The organism is Bacteroides sp. RCH18, assembly GCF_058231005.1.
Genome location: NZ_JBIPTC010000001.1, coordinates 1,741,045 through 1,760,004, shown reverse-complemented (window position 1 = coordinate 1,760,004; position 18,960 = coordinate 1,741,045). Strand labels below are relative to the sequence as shown.

Here is an 18,960-nt window from a genome sequence, read left to right as displayed (position 1 = left end):
TTTGTAAGACTTGGCGCAAAGGACTGAAATGATATATCCGTGAATATCTCCACGACACGTCATTGCAAAATAATTCCCGAATAATTAAGCCCAGCCATAAATGACGGGCAAAATTACTCGGGAAACGATGTAAAACAGGCGGTTATGAGTTACCGGATGGTTGTCGTTGGTGTCGTGATTATCCTAATTCCGCACATAATCCTCGGGATAGTGGAAATCAAGTTTGCCGTTTTCGGGTTCATCAATGGGAATTTCCGTCTTTAACGGCTCTACCTTGAAATTCTTGATGGTTGATAAGTCTGTATCAGCAAACGATTTCGGGAAAAGGGCTTTGATGAACTTGGCACGGTTATCCCCATTGTAGTATCTCTTGTACAGGAAACGCTCAGAGATATTCCATACGAAGTGACGGAGTGGAATGTTGTTGATGTCTTTGGTAAACGGTCTTTGTATGGGCTTCGGGGTATAAGTGTTAAGATTCATCCATTTGTCCACCTCAGTACAGATGTGGTTCACGGTTTCTTGGTCGGCAATGCGAGGCAGGTAATAATGGCAATACTCCATGACCATGCGGATGCGCTCTTCCTTTTCCCGTTGCTCTCTGCTTGCGTAATTGGCACGGTTCTTTTCGTGAAGATCCGGGGCGATAGTAAGCTCTATCGGTTGTGTTTGGATAAGTGTCTCTTCTTTTGTCGGGGATGATTCGGGTACAGGCTCAGGGACTGATGTAGGTCCAGGCACAGATGTGGCTTCTTCAAGTGTATTTTGTGACAGTTCTTCCTGCACCTCTATGGCTTCGGCAATCGTTTCTTTCTTGCCGAACTTGATTTTGTAGATTTCGTATGTATCAAAGATAAGTGTCTGAAAGGAGAGATAGAGCAACCATCCCAACAGGTTACAGCATACGAATACTATCCACCTGACAAAGTTGTCTTGGTTGAAGCTGTCCGCTATTACCAGCGTGGCAATGGAAGATATTAGGACGATGGCGAAGCCGACAAAGCCCAAGATGATGTATTTGTCCTTGATTGATGATTCCATATTTCGTTGAGAGATTGAATGTTCCTGTATTATTTTGTGCAAAGTTAATGCTATTTTTCCCAATTACTGCCCGTTATTTGCGGTTAGAACGGTCTTTTTCAATGTATTTCACGAAATGTCATCATATCATACTCTGTTTCATACTCTGAGGGGCTTATAAATGGTGGCATCAAGCCAAAAACATAGAGGGGCGATTATAGCCTTGTAGCCATAACCGCCCCTCTGAATACCTGTCAATGTGAGACATTTATGCCTCCTTGCGCTTCAAGGTTATCTTGTCCACCACCTGACACATCTGCTGCGCTGCTATCTTGGAATAGATTTGTGTGGTGGTAATGTTCTTATGTCCGAGATAGGCTTGGATGACAGCCATGTCCGTTCCCATTTCCACGTGCAGGCTTCCGAAGCTGTGGCGGGTACAGTGAAAGGTGATTTTCTTGGTTATCCCTGCTGCCGTGAGCCACCGTTGGAGTGGTCCTTGCAGCATCTTGTCCTTGAAATCCTCAAAGATAAGTCCCTCGCCCCGTTCTCCCAGCAGTCCATAGGCTTCATCACTGATGGGGTTATGCACTATTTCTTTGGTTTTCTGCATACGGGTGGTAACGAACATCCTGCCGTTGGTGTATGGTTGTATCTGCTGCCACGTGAGCTGTCTGATGTCGCTCTTTCTCAGTCCCGTAAGACAGGCGAAAAGAAAAGCTTTTTTCAAGACCTCCTCCTCACAGGGTGTTTCGGCAAGCCGTATCAGTTCCTCTTGGCTCAAATGCTCCCTGATGGTGGGAATGCACTCGATGCGGTCTAAGAAGCCGTTTGGGTTCTCCTTTATCTTCCTGTCACGGTAAGCGGTATGCAGCACGGCACGGAAAGTTGACCAATAGCCTGCTGCGGAGTTGATGTGCAGCTTTTGGTTGGTGTGGATGGATTGGGGTGCATCAAGCAGGTATTCCATGAACTTGCGGCACAAATCCACATCCACCTCCTCAAAGGTGCATTTGCCGTTCACGAACCGCTGGAAATGCTTGTATACGTGCTGCCACTTGATATTCTTGCGGTCAGCCAGTCCTTTGAAATAGGCAAGGAAATCGCCCTTCATCTTGGTCTTGTCAAAAAAGCCGTTGTTTTCATTGAAAATGGCTTCGTAGCGCTGGTTGCGCAGGATGACCGCTTTCTTCATCATGCGTGCGTTGAAGTCCCGTTCCTGCTGGTTTGCAGGTTTGGCGAAGATGTAAATTCCTAAGGCTTCACGTGTAATCACTCTCATGGTGACATTGTCACGGTAGCCGGGATAGTAGTCAAGGCATAGTGAATACTGTGTCCCGTTCTTAATCTTGCGCTTACGCAAGGTAACTGTTTTGCATTTACTCATAATAATTATGTTTTAATTGGTTGTATACATTTTGGAGTTGTATCCATGTTTCCGATGGCAAAGGAACAACGTGAAATATCCGTGAATACCTCCACGATACATCATTTTGAAATAATTTTCGATAATCCCGATTTTTCACGGTTATTTGTTCCTTTCAGCCATGACACGCTCCACATCTGAGCGCAAAAGCAGGTTTTTCACACCCACCTTTATCTTTTCGATGTGCTTCACCTTGACGATATGGCAGATGTTGGCTGACGAAAGACCATAGATTTGCTGCACCTGCTCAACGGTATAGTAGCGTTCATCGTTCACAAGGTCAGTTCTGCGGAGTTCGTTCAAATGTGATTTGGAGTAATAGGTACGCCCGTACTCTCTTTTAGTGGGTATCTTATGGCGATAGGTGTAGGCACGGAGTGCGGTCGGCTTCATGCCGAACAGTTCCTCCACCTCCTCGGTCAGTAGCCAGTCGGTAATTTCGCTAATATCAACTGCCACACCGAAAAACTCGTCAATATGCTTCTTGCTGTAATAGTTCTTTCCTGCGATACGGCAGATGGGGATATGGTTACGCTTGGCGGAAGTGTAAAGCCATGACTGCTTTACCTTAAAAAGGGACATCACCTCCTCGCCCGAATAGAAGTCCAACACTTCTTCGCTTTCCTTTTCCCTTTTTTCTCTTTTGGCAGGTAAGGAAGATGAAGATGATTTCCTTGGTGTGGAGGTGTTGCCGGGCAGGATGCGGTGATAGGGATTGCCCTCCAACATCTGCTCGATGTCGGCTCTGCGGATGAATGCCATGCGGTTGCTGATGCGTGAGGCTTTCAGCTTGCCGATGGCTACAAGTTTGTAAATGTACTGTCGGGAACAGCCCATGAGGATGGCTGCTTTGGAAAAGGTGAGATACTCCTGATGCTGTATCTCCATCAAGGGTTGGGCGACTTTGAAGAGGTTGTTCTTCTGCATCACTCTGGCTCGTTTGGCTTCTGCCTGACAAGCCTCACTGCAATATCTTTGCATACCGCTTCGGGTTACAAAGGACTTGCCGCAAAAACTGCATTTTCTGGTTGCTTTCATACCGTTTTATCGTTTAATGGTTCATTTCTTCAATCCTATATCTCTGAAATGGTAAACGGATGTGAACGGAAGTCAACCATTGTCGCTTTTCTACACAGTGTGACTGTTTCCGCATATCGGGGCGGTTATTGTCGCTTGTCGTAAACGGTTGTAAACCCTTGTCAACTGTCTGCACGGTGTGACAAAAAACAAGCCCCGCAAATTCTCCACGTCAGAAATACGTCTCAAAAATATGTGGAAATTTGGGAAGCGACAAATGGCAACCGAAAAGTGTTAAATTTTAGAATATGCTGGTAATTAAAGATTTACACTCGGATATTTCTGATTAGTTTTGGTTGTTCTATGGTTATAAATACAAATATAGACGGATGCGCTTCTGTGTTTTCCACGGCTGTCCGGCATAGTTATAAAGATAAGGAACGTGCAAAGACGGTTCGTTCGCCATCGAGAATTGGCCTACATTACCTGTGTGGTCGGGCAGTTTCGCGTAGAATGCATATTTGCTCCGTCCCAGCGGTTCGGTGAAAGTACGGTCAAGGTTGGCGATGAACTGCTCGTTTCCTCCCATAAGGCTGATGAGGTCGGCTACATTGTGTGGCACGTCCCAGCGGTAAACCCAGCCGTTGTTTTCTCCATAATACTCACGGGCTCCCATGCCTCCGGGGAAACGGTAGTCGAATGGTTCGATCCATTGTCCTTCCTTATCTTTCGGATGGAAGAAAGCGGTCTCTTTATTGTAGAGATTCCGGTAGTTATACGAACATTTCAGATAGTATTCGGCTTCTTCCTTCTTGTTCAGAGCTTGGGCGATACGGGAGAGACACCACTGGTCGTAGCTGGTTCCCAGAGTGACAGCGACAGGCTGGCGCTTCTCGAAAGGATGTACGTTCGGGTCGTTTTCCGGTTCATCCACACGGAGGGCGGGGATATAACCGTTTTCACGGTAGAAATTGTCCAGCCAGCCGGCCGGTGCTCCCGACCACGGGGCGAGCGTCTTTTCTTCAATCCCTTTCCGGCAAGCTTCGTAGGCTTTTGCCGTGTCTACTTTCAGTCCTTTTGCCAGTGCGTCGGCTACTGTGGCAACGGCATGATTGGAGTTCATACGGCGTGTGTCACCTGTTACTTCGGGGAAAGTAGGCATCCACATATTGCCCATTTGTTCCGCCATGCGCAGGTAAGATGCGATGATGTCTTCTTCCTTTTGTTGGTCGATCAGTGTGCGGAGAGGATGTGCGGCGCGGTAAGTGTCCCAAATCCAGTCGTCGGTGTAGAAAGGAGTACCGTTGTCTTCGTGTACTTTTCCGTCGAAGGCGCTGAAGTAACGGCCGCCTTCGCTCATGCAGATGGGACGTTCGAAGGTACGGTAGAAAGAAGAGTAGAATACGGTTTTGTCATCTTCCGTTCCTCCCTCTACTTGGATACGTCCCAACGTTTCGTTCCAGATTTGGCGTCCCGCTTCTGCCAGTGCTTTGATGTTATAGTCTTTTAATTCGCGGTGCAGGTTCTTTTCGGCCTGTTCCTCGCTGATGAAGGAAATACCGTAGCGGAGGTTGACCGTTGTGGTTCCATCGGCAAAGCGCCATGCGGCACAGGCGTTTGCGCCTTCGGCATTATCCTTGCTTGTTTCAATAGTGCCGTTTTCGAGGATGCCGGCGCTTATCGGCTTCTCCTGTGCTTCTATATATACATAGACATTGGTGTTGTCATTTAGTTGCTGGCGGCCGCTGATGAAGTTCTCATTGGCGTGGATAGAGCCGTTTCGGGAGTTCACGATGAGGTAAGCCGGTTTGTCTGCCTCGTACGTTATCCGGTAGATAGCCGACTGATGGGAAAGCGCATATTCCGCTTTCATACGGTTATCATCCAGTTCCACATCGAAAGAATAAGGAGTAATGTGCTCGTTGTCATAGTTGTACGTTATGACCGGACGCAGCTTTTCTCCCTGATAGGGACTGAAATTGAATGCGGAACGTTCCCGGTGATTGGTGACAATCAATGGAAGCCCCTTCAGCAGTTCGGAGGTGTAGTCGGCGCGTTCCGGGTAAACACGAAGCATACTGTTGGGTAACTGGATGGTGGGGAACGTGGGAACCAGCAGATGGCTGATGTTGCCGATATACGGGTTGACGTAATCGACCGGTGTCCGATCCGCTGTTTGCAGGCTACCGTTACATGCGCTCAGCGTTGAAATGATAGCCGCCGAGGCTAAAATGTGTGTAAGTTTCATCATATATTTATTTACTATTATTTGGTTTCCGGATTCACGAAAGCTGCTTTCAACAGCGGAAGGAAATCTTTCTTGTTATCGCATTTGAAATAGCCGGTGAAGTCGTTCCGGTCTCCGGCTCCTAGTTTGATCACCAGTTTATTCCATCCTTGCAGCAAGGGCAATTCTTTGTAGATGATTTCGTTGCGTCCGTCGTGGGATACAGCCGTATAAGGTTTGTCGTTGATGAGCAGCGCACGTTTCTTTGCTTTCACAAAGAGGGATAGTTTCGGCATGTTCGGCTCTATCAACAGGTCGTCCAGAGGGCGTGGACTGAATACATAAAGTTCCAGTGTCCATTCACCGTCGCTGTCCTTCACCAGTTTCTCTTTGGTGGCTACGGGGAAGTTGATCTGTTCGTCGCGCAGGAAGAAGACCTCGTCGATATTGACTTCCGGCTTTTGGAAGGCTATTCCGGCATTCTTCAGGATAGCGCTCAAAGTGTTGAACCCCTTCTCCGAGTTGGCAAATTCGGTTAATGTGTTCAGATAGAAAGTGGAAGCGTTCTGCTGGCATTTTACGAATACAGGAGTGGCGGCTGTACATTCGTATTCACTGCGGATCGTTCCGGCAGTCTTGATCTCTTCCGGGCGTTTGTTCCACTTTCTCCAGTCGGTCTTACAGGCGTTCAGCAAGACCTCGCCTTCTTCTACGAAAGCTCCTTTCAGCGAGTAGCTGGAAGCGTTGGTCTTCTGAAGTTCGCAGAAGTAGAAGTCGGAATTATTGAGTCCGTGCATCCATGACTTTTGTACGGGCAGGAAAGAAGAACGCTGCAGATTATCCAAAGACACCGGAAGCGGAAGAATTTCATTGTATGCGGCTACCGTTTCCGGTGTGAGTCCCCATATCCATACATCCGCACCTTTGGCGATTTGCTTTTGCATCTCATCCTTGGTAGAAGCATCCAACTTTTGGCTACCGTCTACGATATAGAGCAGCAGGGAAGGAGTGTTTGCCTTCTTGGCGAATATGACTCCTTGCGCATCCATCAGCTGCTTTAATTTACTGTTCTGACTACCGATAAAGATGACTTCCTTATACTTTTTGGAAGGAGTTGTTGCTTTGCGATGATCGTACTTTTGTTTGTCGATTACAGCATAAGGAGACCATGCCGGTTGTCCCGGAGCATTGGCTGCGCGTAAGGCACTGTACATCGGCCATTCCTGATAGAGCGGCAAGGTCGGGTCGTAACCGGGGTTGAACGTCGTGCAATAAGGGCCTACACGTTCGGGCTGTACGCCCGGAACTCCTTCTTTGTAATCACCGAAGAAGACTCCGTCAGCCTCAACGGTGGGAGCTTTGCTTTTGTCTTTCTTGCCGAGTGGAAGCGGTTTCAAGGCATACCATGCCATATTGAAGACTGTGCTGTAAGAGGCTCCCATCTGTCTTTGGTTGGCGATGAGGTTGTAACATTCGTTAGCCAGCCCCTCCATACGGCCTTCCTGTGATTCATAAGCGCGTTCTCCGTTATATTTGGCAACCTGTTCCGGGGTACCGTAATAAGCCATACTGTGTTCACCGATTCCCCAAGGCTTTCCGATTTCAATCCAGCGTTTCATGGAGTTGATGTCTCCGTAGTGTCCTACGGTTACGGGCAATATACCGTCACCGTCATCTTCTCCGTCTGCTGAAATCCACGGGCGGGTAGGGTCGTACTGATGTACAATATCACGCCATTCTTCCCATGCCTTCTTTTGTACCGGCATCAGTTCGGGACGATTGTAAACGTGCAGGATAACGGGTTTGTTTTCGTTGCTGATACTCCAGCCGAAAACGGACGCGTGATTTCTGTCGCGCAGGACAAAACGTTTCAGGTGCTCTTTGGATGCTTCCCAGAAGAGCTCGGAGTCCAGTTTCGGACCACCGTCGCTGGCCCAGTTGGCTGTTTCATTCAGTACGCAGATCCCCATTTCATCGGCCATATCAAGGTAGAAGCGGGGATAGACTTGCGCGTGCGGACGGACTGCGTTGGCATTCATCCCTTTAATGGCGGTGAACCAGGCCCACGCATAACGGCGGGTCATCTGCGGGATACCCATAAAATGCCAGGAATCACCATGCAATGCGTAAGGTTCGCCGTTCAGGTATTGTGCAGTACCTTGCAATGTCCATTCACGCCAGCCGAAACGTTCGTATTTGGTGTCAACAGTCTGTTTCTGGTTGTTGACAGAAAGTAACAGGGCATACAGGTTGGGATGCTCCGGAGTCCAGTATTTTAATATATCCTTGCCGACAGGTACTTGCAAGGTCACTTTCTGTGAAGCCTTGGCTGGCAGAGACACTTTCGTAGGAGCGACTTTCAATGCTTCGTTACCAAGCGTCCAGTTCGGAACGGGAGCGGAGTTGACGTCCGTGCCTGCGCAGTTTACCCATTCGCGGATATTACCTTGCAGTTGTATGTCAGCCTTCTTCTCTGTCCGGTTCTGAAGAGTTATTTCTATTTCCAGTGTATTCTTTGATACCAGCGGTTTCACGTATACGTCTTCCAGATGGATTTTCGGCAAAGCCAACAGATATACATCCTGCCAGATACCGTTGATCTGATACCCCCACATCGATCCGCCCGGAACAATGCGGCGTCCGATGGTCACATTGTTTTCGAATAGCGACTGGCTTCGTACGCCTACCAGTATCTCTATGTTTTCGCCGGCAGTCACTTTATCGGTGATGTCAAAGCTGAACGGTAAGAACAAATCGAAGTTCTCGCCTACCTTTTCTTTATTTACATAGACTTCGGAATATCCGGCTACGGCCTCAAAGTGAAGTTTGATTTGTTGCCCCGACCAGTCGGCAGGGATGGTGACATTCTTCTTCATCCATGCCATTTTCACTTGTTCCCATTCTTTAGGGTATGAAGGATAGTTGCGGTGGTCGGGACCTTCCAGGTCACGGTAAGCAAAAGCATTGATATTCCACGGTGAAGGGATTTTGATACGAGTTTTGCTCCATTCGCTGTCGTTTTCCGGCAATGGTAGTTCGGGAGCGATTCCTTTTCCCTGAACGTATTCTTTCGGCAAGCGGACAGGCTGGAAATCCCAATAACCGTTGATGCAAATCTCTTGTCGATGTTCCTTTTCTGTTTGGTTCACCAGACCTTCGCTGGGGGCAAAGGTGTAGGGATAGACCAGTTTCTGATCATTAGTCACTGTTTGTGTCTGCGCGTTTACCTTTGTAGATTGCAAAGTAAAGCCGGTCAGCAGACCGCATAGTAAAATTAAACTTCTCTTCATATTCATAATTTAATGAGTTTTCCGGTATTATCAAGGGCAAAGTAAAGGTCGAACCATTAAAAAGAGAGGATAAAGCAAATTAATTCTTCATTAAAATGGAATTAATTGTATCATAAAATGTCTTTTTCTCTCCGGAAAGGATGAAAATGGTCCGGTTACTTGCTTTTTATCCGAATGTTACTCACTTGAGCTTTTCGTATTGTTCTACCGCCCTCCTTAATTTCTTTTCCATTAGCTCCACCAGTGTCTGCGGGTAAAGAACTTGTATTCCGTTGGCATATCCGAAGAATACCCGTTCCAGTTCATGGTTGATGACTACCTCTATTTCAAGAATCACACTTCCGTCTACCATTGTTTCTATGGTTCGTTGGCTGTGGTGTATCGGTTTGGTCAGGATGTAGGGAACTTCGGCGGCAGCTACTTTAAAACCGACCTTCTCGGCTTTGCTTCCGGAGTTTTTAGTCACCCCTACCAAGTCGTCAAAGAATGTGTTCGGGTCGAAGAATGTATTCTTTATAAAGGGTTCCCGCGATAACACCTCTAACGAATGGATTCTGTCCAGAGCCAGATTCTGCAATATCCGTCCGCTTTTTCTGATTCCAAATACGAACCAACGGTTGCGATATTCCTTTAATAGATAAGGATAGAAGATGAAGCTGTTTGCCGAACGGGCCTTGAACGAACGGTATTTAAGTTGCAGGGGATGTTCGTTGACGATGGCATGGTAAATGGTATCCAGATAATCCAGCCCTTTCAGAGATTCGTTCTTTTCGAAGTCGATGACCGGAGTCGTCTTCATTCGGGCGGAGGCTACGTGATCTTCCAGCCGGTTCACAATCTCACTCATCTCCGTGAAGTAGGAGAAACCCTTGAACTGCCGCAGAACTTCTACGGCTTCCGACATCGTTTTCAGGTCCTGTTCGTTCAGCGGGGTCTGTGTGATGCTGTATTCCGGGTCTTCGTACTTGTAATACTTGTTTTCGTATACCACAATCGGTGCGTTATAACCCAGCTTCTCGCTGCGCATCATCTGTATATCCATTTGTACGGCACGTTTGCTGATTCCCTTGTCGATTCCTTCATATTCGTAAAGGGCATCCGAGCAGGCATCTACCAAGTCTTCCAGTGTCCAGCGACGATAAGGATTACGCAGACAGTTATCAATCGTTTTATAACGAATCAAGGCATTTCTATTGACCGGCATAGGCGGAAGTATAAAGATTTTCTCCAAAAGTAGAAAAATAATTTGAGGTACGCAAAAAGGCTGCGCACCCACCCTCGTATCTTTGCAAAAGAAAACAAATAAAGAGTATAAATGATGAAGTTTAACTGGATAAATAAAGGAATGAATAAAGTGCTGAACAAAGAATCGGCACCGGCTTACCGGCTGACACCCGAATGGGAATTGTACACATCCGTGGTAACTACTTCATTGAACAACAGTTTCTATGAGCAGGCGGAAGAGAGAATAGAAAGGGTCCGTACGCTGATCGGAAAATGTGATCCTTTGTTTGTGGCGCAACTGGCGGCGTACGCAAGAGAAACGATGAACCTGCGTTCCATCCCTTTGGTGATGGCGGTAGAACTGGCGCGTATCCATCAGGGCGACAATCTGGTGAAGCGGGTAACTGCCCGTACCGTTCGGCGTGCCGATGAAATCACCGAACTGCTGGCCTGTTACCAGCAGGCAAACCGGCGGACGGGGACAAAGAAACTGAACCGTCTTTCCAAACAGTTGCAGGCAGGACTACAGGATGCATTCAATACATTCGATGTGTACCAGTTTGCCAAGTATAACCGTTCGGCAGAAGTTTGTCTGAAAGATGCCTTGTTTCTTGTGCACCCGAAAGCGAAAGATGAACGGCAACAGGAAATTTTCAATGGAATAGTTAACGATAATCTTCCGGTTCCCTATACTTGGGAGACAGAATTGTCTGCTTTAGGTCAGCGTACCTTTGCTACGGAAGAAGAACGGCGAAAAGCTTTCCGTGCCAAATGGGAAGAATTGATAGACAGTGGTAAACTAGGATACATGGCTTTGTTGCGCAATCTGAGGAATATACTGGAAGCGGAAGTTTCTGCAGACCATATTCTGACAGTAGGGAAGAGGCTGTCTTCCGAAAAGGCGGTTGAGAACTCCAGGCAGTTGCCTTTCCGCTTTCTGGCTGCTTACCGTGAGTTGTCGAAGACTCCTTCGCTCTATGCTACGATGTTGATGACGGCTTTGGAACGTGCCGTGCAGGTATCTGCCCGCAATATTACCGGATTTGATGAATCTACCCGTGTGCTGATAGCCTGTGACGTATCCGGTTCCATGCAGTGTCCGGTTTCGGCAAAGAGTAAAGTATTGTACTATGACATCGGTTTGCTGCTGGGAATGTTGTTGAAGTCACGTTGCAAGCAGGTGATGACGGGTATCTTTGGCGATAGATGGAAGATTATCAATCTGCCCGATACGGGTATCTTGTCCAATGTTGATGCATTCTATAAAAGGGAAGGTGAAGTGGGATACTCTACAAACGGATATTTGGTTATCAAAGACCTGATAGACCGGAAGGCGCAGATGGATAAGATAATGATGTTCACCGACTGTCAGTTGTGGAATAGCCATAGTGATTTGCAGATAACGGATTTGTGGAGGAAGTACAAGAAAATTTGTCCGGCAGCCAAGTTGTATCTGTTTGACTTAAGCGGATATGGCAACACTCCGCTGGATATCACTCGTGACGATGTATTTTTAATAGCGGGATGGTCGGATAAGATATTTGATATTTTGTCTGCAATCGACAAGGGAAATGATGCGTTGCAGGAGATAAAAAAGATAGTGATATAACCGGAGTTCTCAGGATTCCGGTTTACGGAAAAAAACAGAAACAAGTGTCGTAGGGAAGAGTTACTTCGTTTGGGACGACCATAGGTCGCGGGTTCGACTCCCGCTGCTCTCCTTATTCTTTAAGGAAAAGCATAGCTCAGTTGGATAGAGCAGGTTATAGTCTCTTTTCGTTTGTTACCTTGTTTTTTACTTTGACATAAGCAGAATGTCGTAGAGAAGAGTTACTTCGTCTCATTTTAGGGGAGGAATAGTGAAGTTGTAAAATCAGCAAGACTATCCGGTTCGACTCCGGCATTGACGTGCCCCGTTTCTCTTTTCGCCTGTTACTTCTGCTTTTAAAAAACAGAAAGGGATGCCGTAGTATAGAGATACTTCGCTGTTAACGATTCGGTTGAACGCTTGTCTTTACAGACTTGAGGTACAGGTTCAAATCCTGTCTTGGCGGCTGGTCACACAGTTGGTCATGTAGTTTAAAACACACTCTGTACGCCTGTAGCTCCCTTTTTTCAATGATGTATCAAAAATGTTACTCTTTGAAACAAAGTTTATAGACGAAGGTGAAGATACCCCCTATCTTTGCCTCCGTCAATTTTTGATTAACACTAGTATAACTCTGAATATCCTGTTACCATGAAAACAACTCCTTGGATAAAACTGTGTAAAGGTGCCGTACTCGCACTGACTGTTTCCTTTGGACTGACCTATTGCCAGTCGACCAAAAGCACGTTCACTCTTGAACAGAAGGGGGATAGCCTGACAATTGTCCACATCGTTCATCCTACCCATTATATATTACTCCCCATCGAAGAAGAAGCCGACGAAAGTCAGGTGCGTCTTGATACGGGGAACGCAACGGATACCGATATGGATATCCGTCTGGCACAGACAAAGGTCGATTATTTTGTTCCCTTTGCTTTGCCGGCTGATGCAAAGACAGTCACTCTGCGCATTCAAAAGAAACCGAAAGACGCCCTCTGCTGGGAAGAAATCAAATTATCCGATACGTTTGATACTGCCAATACGGATAAATTCCGTCCTGTCTACCATCATACTCCCCTTTATGGCTGGATGAATGATGCAAACGGATTGGTATATAAAGACGGAGAGTATCATCTGTATTATCAGTATAACCCTTATGGCTCCAAATGGGGAAATATGCACTGGGGGCATTCGGTCAGCAAGGACCTGATGCATTGGGAACATCTGGCTCCTGCCATTGCCCGTGATACATTAGGGCATATCTTTTCCGGCAGTTCTATTGTCGATCAGGAGAATGTGGCGGGCTACGGAGCAGGTTCCATCCTCGCTTACTATACTTCTGCCAGCGATAAGAACGGACAGATTCAGTGTCTGGCTTATAGCAAAGACAATGGACGAACATTTACTAAATACGAAAAGAATCCTGTCCTGCGTCCTTCCGACGGTCTGAAAGATTTCCGTGACCCGAAAGTATTCTGGTATGCACCGGAGAGTAAATGGGTGATGATTGTCTCTGCTGATAAGGAAATGCGTTTCTATGGCTCCCAAAATCTGAAAGACTGGAACTACCTGAGTAGCTTTGGCGAAGGATACGGTGTGCAACCCTGTCAGTTTGAATGTCCGGATATGGTGGAACTGCCTGTAGATGGCGATATCAACCATAAGAAATGGGCATTGATTGTCAATGTAAATCCGGGATGTTACTTCGGAGGGAGCGCTACTCAATATTTTATCGGTGACTTTGACGGCACAAAATTTATTTGTGACAATCAGCCGAATGTCACAAAATGGCTGGACTGGGGGAAAGATCACTATGCTACTGTCTGTTTCTCAAATACGGGAGACCGTGTGGTGGCAGTGCCTTGGATGAGCAACTGGCAGTATTGCAATATCGTTCCGACCCGGCAGTTCCGTAGTGCCAATGCACTGCCCCGTGAATTGGGACTCTATACACAGGATAATGATATTTATCTTTCCGCCGCACCGGTAGCGGAAACTAAGAACTTACGAAAAGAAAGCAAGGATGTTCCGTCCTTCACGGTAGACAAGGATTATCACATCGAATCTTTATTGACTGATAATGAAGGAGCTTATGAGCTTTCTCTGAATATCATAGCTGGAAAGGCGGAAATTATGGGATTCAGTCTTTTCAATGACAAGGGAGAGAAAGTGGATATTTACCTTAATCTTCCGGAAAAGAAGCTGGTGATGGACCGTACGAAAAGCGGCATCGTAGATTTTGGGAAGAACAGCTCTCCGCACGAGATCGAGGCGCACGACCGACGGAAGACGACTTCTATCAATTATATAGATGATTTCGCATTGGCTACATGGGCGCCTATCCAAAAGGAAGATGAATACAAACTGGATGTCTTTGTTGATAAGTGTTCGGTAGAAATATTTCTGGATGGTGGGAAGATAGCGATGACTAATCTGATTTTCCCTACAGAGCCGTACAATCGTATGTGTTTTTATAGTAAGGGCGGTACATTCGCAGTCGATTCATTCAGTGTGCATAGGTTAGGTTTATAAAAGGATGGATTTGTTTTTCAGTAGGTATTTATCAAGAATATAATCAAGTGTTTATCACTTGTATCATCTGTATTTCATAGATTAGATTTATGAGTTAGTTTTTAAGTTAGGTTTTGTAGATTAGGTGTTTGGCAGCTGCCGTCCGTGAGGTCCGGCAGCTGTTCTGTGTTTCTTCAGTTTATTCGCAGAATAGGCTGTCATTACTTATTCATCGATCTCAATCGTATACCCTCCTCTGAAAGTTTCTTCCGGTTGCAGGTGTTGCATCCAGTCTTTGTCTTTGTATTCGCCTGTGTAATGTGCGCGGTCGCAGCGGCCATACCACGGTTCAATGCAGACAAAAGGGGCATTCTTTGCAGGCGGAGACCATAAACCGACTACGGGAGCATGAAAGTGCAGGCTTAAATAAGCTTTCTTTTCCTTGGTATAAAGAGTCACTTTATGGATTTGCTCATTCTCTATTATCAAAGCATCTTTATCGAAAGTATGTGTATCCAATGGCAATAACCCGTCTGTAAGTTCCAGAGAATATTCGGTGGAAGGGTCTGCACATCCTTTCTCTGAGATGAGGATATACTTCAATCCTTCTTTCTTGTCAAACCCGAAGAAACCACAATTCTGTGTATCTGCATTAAAATCCGGCCAATAAAATGCAGGATGCGCACCGATTTGAAAATACATTTCTTTTTCTCCGGTATTCTTAACTTCCCATATAACCTCGATCTGCTTTCCCTGAATACGATAACCTATTTCCAGACAAAACGGGAAAGGATATTTCTGTAATGTCTCTTCATTACTGACAAGGCGGTATCGTACTTCGTCTTCTTTCTCGGAAACAAGAGTAAATTCCATATCACGGGCAAAGCCGTGTTGACTCAATGTATAAGCGATACCTTCATTACGATACTGGTTTTCCCACACACTTCCTACAATCGGGAAAAGTACGGGAGAGTGGCGCTTCCAAAAAGCAGGGTCGGCTTGCCACAGATACTCTTTCCCATTGGCGAGGATACTGCAAAGTTCGGCTCCATACGGAGATACCTGAATAGTAAGTTGTTCGTTGGAGATTGTTTTCATATCATTCAGTTATTTAGTTGAATACTCATTTGATTCCTCTTTCAATTCCTCTTTTGACTTCTCTTTTGATTCTATTTTCGATAAAATGCCACTTTGAGCATTGTTCATCATCCCATACGGTACGGATTTTCTTTTCTTCGAAAAGCTTGATAGCTTGTTGTTTGGTCATTATTTTATGTATAAAAGGTCTCTGTTTATTCATTAGCAAATGTCTTTATTGACACACAAAGGTAACCTTTTTCGAGGGGATATACTTATGAACTATTAATTTTATTTCATCCGGGTATAAAACCCTATAAAATAGCGTTCTATGCAACATATCTTACAGCATTTGAAACATTTTTTTCAGTCGGTTGACTTAAATCAACCGTAATTTGCATCATCGAAAAGAGAAAATTCGTACTTTTAAATTAATAACATTAAACTAATGCCTGGTATCATGAAGAACAAAAAACTTCTTTGCAGCGTTTGTTTCCTGTTTGCTTTCATGTCGGCCCTGTGGGGGCAAAACATTACGGTAAAGGGAAACGTTACTTCTAAAACGGATGGGCAACCGATTATCGGTGCTTCTGTCGTTGAAACTACAGCTACAACCAACGGAACAATTACAGACTTCGATGGTAATTTCACTCTTTCAGTTCCGGCCAACTCTACTTTAAAGATTACGTATATTGGTTATAAACCGGTGACCGTAAAAGCGGCTACTATCGTTAATGTACTACTGGAAGAAGATACCCAGATGGTAGATGAAGTTGTCGTAACAGGTTATACTACACAGCGCAAAGCCGACCTGACAGGTGCTGTTTCTGTAGTAAAGGTAGACGAAATCCAGAAGCAGGGTGAAAACAATCCGGTGAAAGCCCTTCAGGGACGTGTCCCCGGAATGAACATCACCGCCGATGGTAATCCGAGCGGATCGGCTACCGTACGTATCCGCGGTATCGGTACGCTGAACAATAACGACCCGCTTTATATAATCGACGGTGTTCCTACCAAAGCCGGTATGCACGAACTGAATGGTAATGATATTGAATCCATTCAGGTTTTGAAAGATGCCGCATCCGCTTCTATCTACGGTTCGCGTGCAGCGAACGGCGTTATCATCGTTACTACCAAACAAGGAAAGGAAGGACAGATCAAAATCAATTTCGACGCTTCTGTTTCCGCCTCCATGTATCAAAGTAAAATGAACGTATTGAACACTGAGCAATACGGACGAGCTATGTGGCAAGCCTACGTGAACGACGGTGAAAATCCGAACGGCAATGCTTTGGGATATGCTTACAATTGGGGATACAATGCCGACGGCAATCCGGTATTATACGGAATGACTCTTTCCAAATACCTGGATTCAAAGAATACAATGCCTGTGGCGGACACAGACTGGTTTGACGAGATCACTCGTACTGGTGTTATCCAGCAATACAATCTTTCCGTCAGCAACGGTTCGGAGAAAGGTTCTTCTTTCTTTTCACTGGGATATTACAAGAACCTGGGTGTTATCAAAGACACGGACTTCGACCGTTTCTCGGCTCGTATGAACAGCGATTATAAGTTGATTGATGATATCCTGACCATCGGTCAGCATTTTACATTGAACCGCACGTCGGAAGTGCAGGCTCCGGGTGGAATTATAGAAACCGCACTGGATATTCCTTCCGCTATTCCCGTATATGCTTCGGATGGTTCATGGGGCGGACCGGTAGGCGGATGGCCCGACCGTCGTAATCCTCGTGCCGTACTTGAATACAATAAAGATAACCGATACACCTACTGGCGTATGTTCGGTGATGCCTATGTCAATCTGACTCCTTTCAAGGGATTCAATTTACGCTCCACTTTCGGTTTGGACTATGCCAACAAGCAGGCACGTTACTTCACTTATCCTTATCAGGAAGGAACGCAGACCAATAATGGCAAGAGCGCAGTGGAAGCCAAGCAGGAACACTGGTCGAAATGGATGTGGAACGCCATTGCTACTTACCAGCTGGAAGTAGGCAAACATCGTGGAGATGTAATGGTAGGTATGGAGTTGAACCGTGAAGACGACAGCCATTTCTCCGGATACAAAGAAGACTTCTCTATCCTTACCCCCGACTATATGTGGCCCGATGCAGGTAGTGGTACGGCACAGGCATACGGTGCCGGTGAGGGGTATTCACTCGTCTCTTTCTTTGGCAAAATGAACTATTCTTATGCCGATAGATATCTGCTTTCGTTAACTCTCCGTCGGGACGGTTCTTCCCGGTTCGGTAAAAACCACCGTTATGCCACTTTCCCTTCCGTATCTTTGGGATGGCGCATCACACAGGAGAACTTCATGAAAGAACTGACCTGGCTTGATGATCTGAAATTGCGTGCTTCGTGGGGACAGACCGGTAATCAGGAAATCTCCAACCTTGCCCGTTATACTATCTATGCACCTAACTATGGTACAACCGATTCTTTCGGCGGACAGAGCTACGGTACGGCATACGATATCACAGGTTCTAACGGTGGCGGTGTACTTCCTTCCGGTTTCAAACGCAACCAGATCGGTAATGACAATATCAAATGGGAAACAACGACACAGACCAATGTCGGTATCGACTTCAGCCTGTTCAAGCAATCACTGTACGGTTCACTGGAATATTACTACAAGAAAACAACAGATATCCTGACTGAAATGGCAGGAGTAGGAGTGCTGGGAGAAGGCGGCAGCCGTTGGATAAATTCGGGTGCAATGAAAAACCAGGGTTTTGAATTTAATCTGGGTTATCGTAACAAGACTGCCTTCGGACTGACTTACGATCTGAACGGAAACATATCCACTTATCGGAATGAAATTCTTGAATTGCCGGAAACGGTAGCTGCCAACGGCAAGTTTGGTGGTAATGGTGTGAAGAGTGTAGTCGGACATACTTACGGCGCACAAGTCGGTTACATTGCTGATGGCATTTTTAAGTCGCAGGATGAAGTAGACAACCATGCTACTCAAGAAGGCGCCGCTGTCGGCCGTATCCGTTACCGTGATATTGACCATAACGGTGTGATTGACGAAAGAGATCAGAACTGGATTTATGATCCTACTCCCTCTTTCAGCTACGGATTGAATATTTATCTGGAATATAAGAACTTCGATCTGACAATGTTCTGGCAAGGCGTTCAGGGAGTGGATATAATCAGTGACGTGAAGAAGAAAAGCGATTTTTGGAGTGCTTCCAATGTCGGCTTCCTGAATAAGGGAACCCGTTTGCTTAATGCCTGGTCACCTACGAACCCAAACTCTGATATTCCGGCATTGACCCGCAGTGATACGAACAATGAACAGCGTGTCTCTACTTACTTCGTAGAAAACGGTTCTTTCCTGAAACTGCGCAATATCCAGTTAGGATACACCGTTCCCGCTGTTATCTCCAAAAAAATGAGAATGGACCGCTTGCGTTTCTATTGCAGTGCACAGAATCTGCTGACCATCAAGAGCAAGAACTTTACCGGAGAAGACCCGGAGAACCCGAACTTCTCTTATCCGATCCCTGTGAATATCACGTTCGGACTTAACATCGGATTTTAACTTACT

10 protein-coding genes and 1 pseudogene are annotated in these 18,960 nt (G+C 46.0%); 3 read left to right on the top strand and 8 right to left on the bottom strand.

Annotated features, from left to right (window positions below; all coding sequences use genetic code 11):
- Nucleotides 1–183 precede the first annotated feature (183 nt).
- The 6 genes and pseudogenes from tnpC to ACHLI0_RS07080 all read right to left on the bottom strand — a co-directional run bounded on the left by tnpC (nucleotide 184) and on the right by ACHLI0_RS07080 (nucleotide 10,184).
- On the bottom strand, nucleotides 184–1,041 hold the full coding sequence (gene tnpC, locus ACHLI0_RS07105) for a transposon Tn4555 protein TnpC (RefSeq protein ID WP_004339687.1): 858 nt from the start codon (nucleotides 1,039–1,041) through the stop codon (nucleotides 184–186).
- 247 nt (nucleotides 1,042–1,288) lie between these two features.
- Nucleotides 1,289–2,407, bottom strand: coding sequence for a tyrosine-type recombinase/integrase (locus ACHLI0_RS07100; RefSeq protein WP_004338318.1), 1,119 nt, complete (start codon nucleotides 2,405–2,407; stop codon nucleotides 1,289–1,291).
- 141 nt (nucleotides 2,408–2,548) lie between these two features.
- On the bottom strand, nucleotides 2,549–3,484 hold the full coding sequence (gene tnpA / locus ACHLI0_RS07095) for a transposon Tn4555 protein TnpA (RefSeq protein ID WP_004292844.1): 936 nt from the start codon (nucleotides 3,482–3,484) through the stop codon (nucleotides 2,549–2,551).
- A gap of 355 nt (nucleotides 3,485–3,839) precedes the next feature.
- Nucleotides 3,840–5,711, bottom strand: a pseudogene (locus ACHLI0_RS07090) (GH92 family glycosyl hydrolase); the annotation flags it as partial.
- 17 nt (nucleotides 5,712–5,728) lie between these two features.
- Nucleotides 5,729–8,980 carry a glycoside hydrolase family 2 protein gene (locus ACHLI0_RS07085; protein WP_490748754.1) on the bottom strand — a complete coding sequence of 1,084 codons (3,252 nt, stop codon included), beginning with the start codon at nucleotides 8,978–8,980 and terminating at the stop codon, nucleotides 5,729–5,731.
- Nucleotides 8,981–9,161: 181 nt separating this feature from the next.
- Entirely contained in the window at nucleotides 9,162–10,184 is a 1,023-nt protein-coding gene (locus tag ACHLI0_RS07080) for a helix-turn-helix transcriptional regulator (protein ID WP_490748753.1), read from the bottom strand.
- Nucleotides 10,185–10,295: 111 nt separating this feature from the next.
- Here ACHLI0_RS07080 and ACHLI0_RS07075 point away from each other — a divergent pair, with 111 nt between their 5' ends.
- Together ACHLI0_RS07075 and ACHLI0_RS07070 are read left to right on the top strand one after the other, a co-directional pair.
- Nucleotides 10,296–11,813, top strand: a complete 1,518-nt coding sequence (locus tag ACHLI0_RS07075) for a TROVE domain-containing protein (RefSeq protein WP_490748752.1) — start codon at nucleotides 10,296–10,298, stop codon at nucleotides 11,811–11,813.
- Nucleotides 11,814–12,443: 630 nt separating this feature from the next.
- Nucleotides 12,444–14,324 carry a glycoside hydrolase family 32 protein gene (locus ACHLI0_RS07070; protein WP_490748751.1) on the top strand — a complete coding sequence of 627 codons (1,881 nt, stop codon included), beginning with the start codon at nucleotides 12,444–12,446 and terminating at the stop codon, nucleotides 14,322–14,324.
- A gap of 204 nt (nucleotides 14,325–14,528) precedes the next feature.
- Here ACHLI0_RS07070 and ACHLI0_RS07065 read toward each other — a convergent pair whose 3' ends face one another.
- Together ACHLI0_RS07065 and ACHLI0_RS07060 are read right to left on the bottom strand one after the other, a co-directional pair.
- Entirely contained in the window at nucleotides 14,529–15,401 is an 873-nt protein-coding gene (locus ACHLI0_RS07065; protein WP_490748750.1) for an aldose 1-epimerase family protein, read from the bottom strand.
- Nucleotides 15,402–15,426: 25 nt separating this feature from the next.
- A complete protein-coding gene (locus ACHLI0_RS07060) occupies nucleotides 15,427–15,603 on the bottom strand; it encodes a hypothetical protein (protein ID WP_490748749.1) in 177 nt (58 codons plus the stop codon).
- A 237-nt stretch (nucleotides 15,604–15,840) separates the two neighbouring features.
- On the opposite strand from ACHLI0_RS07060, the gene ACHLI0_RS07055 reads away from it, so the two are divergent.
- Nucleotides 15,841–18,954 (top strand): SusC/RagA family TonB-linked outer membrane protein, encoded by a 3,114-nt coding sequence (locus ACHLI0_RS07055; RefSeq protein WP_490748748.1) that lies wholly within the window; start codon nucleotides 15,841–15,843, stop codon nucleotides 18,952–18,954.
- Nucleotides 18,955–18,960: the final 6 nt, after the last annotated feature.